The organism is Micromonospora craterilacus (genome assembly GCF_003236315.1).
In the GTDB taxonomy this organism is placed as follows: Bacteria; Actinomycetota; Actinomycetes; order Mycobacteriales; family Micromonosporaceae; genus Micromonospora; species Micromonospora craterilacus.
This window is the reverse complement of the sequence record NZ_POTY01000425.1, coordinates 1-2,456: the sequence shown is the minus strand read 5'-3', so window position 1 is coordinate 2,456 and position 2,456 is coordinate 1. Positions and strand designations below refer to the sequence as shown.

Here is a 2,456-nt window from a genome sequence, read left to right as displayed (position 1 = left end):
GAGCCGCGGAAGACGAGTTTGGACTTGTCGATGTTGTTCGGGTCGCCTTCGCAGTCGACCACGACGATCTGGCCTGGGGTCAGTTCGTTGAACAGGATCCGTTCGGACAGGTTGTCCTCGATGTCCCGCTGGATCGTGCGGCGCAGCGGCCGCGCGCCGAGGACCGGGTCGAAGCCCTTGGTCGCCAGGTACTTCTTCGCGTTGTCGGTCAACTCCAGACCCATGTCCTTGTTCCGCAGCTGCGTCTCGATCCGGGCGATCATGATGTCGACGATCGACAGGATCTCCTGCTGACGCAGCTGGTGGAACACGATGGTGTCATCGATACGGTTCAGGAACTCCGGCCGGAAATGCTGCTTCAACTCGTCGTTGACCTTCTGCTTCATCCGGTCGTAGTTCGACTCCGAGTCATCCGACGCCTGGAAACCCAGCGACACCGCCTTCGCCACGTCCCGGGTACCCAGGTTCGTGGTCAAGATGATCACCGTGTTCTTGAAGTCCACGATCCGACCCTGACCATCGGTGAGCCGACCGTCCTCCAGGATCTGCAGCAACGTGTTGAACACGTCCGGGTGGGCCTTCTCGATCTCGTCGAAGAGGACCACGCTGAACGGCCGACGCCGCACCTTCTCGGTCAGCTGCCCACCCTCGTCGTAGCCGACGTAGCCGGGCGGGGCACCCACCAAGCGGGAGACGGTGTACCGGTCGTGGAACTCGGACATGTCCAGCTGGATGAGGGCGTCCTCGCTGCCGAACAGGAACTCCGCGAGCGCCTTGGACAGCTCGGTCTTACCCACACCGGACGGGCCGGCGAAGATGAACGAACCGGACGGACGCTTCGGGTCCTTCAAACCAGCCCGGGTACGGCGGATCGCCTTCGACACCGCCTTGACCGCGTCCTCCTGCCCGATGACGCGCTTGTGCAGCTCGTCCTCCATACGCAGCAGCCGCGACGTCTCCTCCTCGGTCAACTTGTAGACCGGGATACCCGTCCAGTTACCCAACACCTCAGCGATCTGCTCGTCGTCAACCTCGGAGACGACGTCCAGGTCACCGGCCTTCCACTCCTTCTCCCGCTGCGCCTTCTGACCCAGCAGCTGCTTCTCCTTGTCCCGCAGCTGCGCGGCCCGCTCGAAGTCCTGCGCGTCGATCGCGGACTCCTTGTCCCGACGCACCTGAGCGATCCGCTCATCGAAATCACGCAGGTCCGGCGGCGCCGTCATCCGGCGGATCCGCATCCGGGCACCCGCCTCGTCGATCAAGTCGATCGCCTTGTCCGGCAGGAACCGGTCAGAAATGTACCGGTCGGCAAGCGTCGCCGCCGCCACCAACGCCGCGTCAGTGATGCTCACGCGGTGGTGCGCCTCGTAGCGGTCCCGCAGACCCTTCAAAATCTCGATGGTGTGGGCCAGCGACGGCTCACCCACCTGGATCGGCTGGAAACGACGCTCCAACGCGGCGTCCTTCTCCAAATGCTTGCGGTACTCGTCCAGGGTGGTCGCGCCGATGGTCTGCAACTCGCCACGAGCCAGCATCGGCTTCAAAATGCTGGCCGCGTCGATCGCACCCTCAGCCGCGCCCGCACCCACCAGGGTGTGGATCTCGTCGATGAACAGGATGATGTCGCCCCGGGTACGGATCTCCTTGAGCACCTTCTTCAGACGCTCCTCGAAATCACCCCGGTAACGGGAGCCGGCCACCAGCGCGCCCAGGTCAAGCGTGTAAAGCTGCTTGTCCTTCAGCGTCTCGGGCACCTCACCCTTGATGATCTTCTGGGACAGCCCCTCCACCACCGCGGTCTTACCCACACCGGGCTCACCGATCAGGACCGGGTTGTTCTTCGTCCGGCGGGAGAGCACCTGCATCACCCGCTCGATCTCCTTCTCCCGCCCGATCACCGGGTCGAGCTTGCCCTCCCGAGCCGCCTGGGTCAGGTTCCGACCGAACTGGTCCAACACCAGACTCGTCGACGGCGCGGCCTCACCCGGCGCGGTGCCGGCAGCGGCCGGCTCCTTACCCTGGTAGCCGGACAGCAACTGGATCACCTGCTGACGGACCCGGTTCAAATCGGCGCCCAGCTTCACCAGCACCTGCGCCGCGACGCCCTCACCCTCACGGATCAGGCCGAGCAGGATGTGCTCCGTACCGATGTAGTTGTGGCCCAGCTGAAGCGCCTCACGCAGCGACAACTCCAGCACCTTCTTGGCCCGCGGCGTGAACGGAATATGCCCGCTCGGCGCCTGCTGACCCTGACCGATAATCTCCTCCACCTGCTGACGGACACCCTCCAGAGAAATACCCAGACTCTCCAGGGCCTTCGCCGCCACGCCCTCACCCTCATGGATCAGGCCCAACAGGATGTGCTCCGTACCGATGTAGTTGTGATTGAGCATCCGGGCCTCTTCCTGGGCCAGGACGACAACCCGTCGCGCTCGGTCGGTGAACCGCTCGAACAT

Annotated in this window: 1 protein-coding gene; it reads right to left on the bottom strand. The window is 64.2% G+C overall.

Annotated features, from left to right (window positions below):
- Positions 1-2,456, bottom strand: a 2,456-nt coding sequence (locus C1I95_RS33385; RefSeq protein ID WP_111220054.1) for an ATP-dependent Clp protease ATP-binding subunit, incomplete at its 3' end; no start/stop codon positions are given.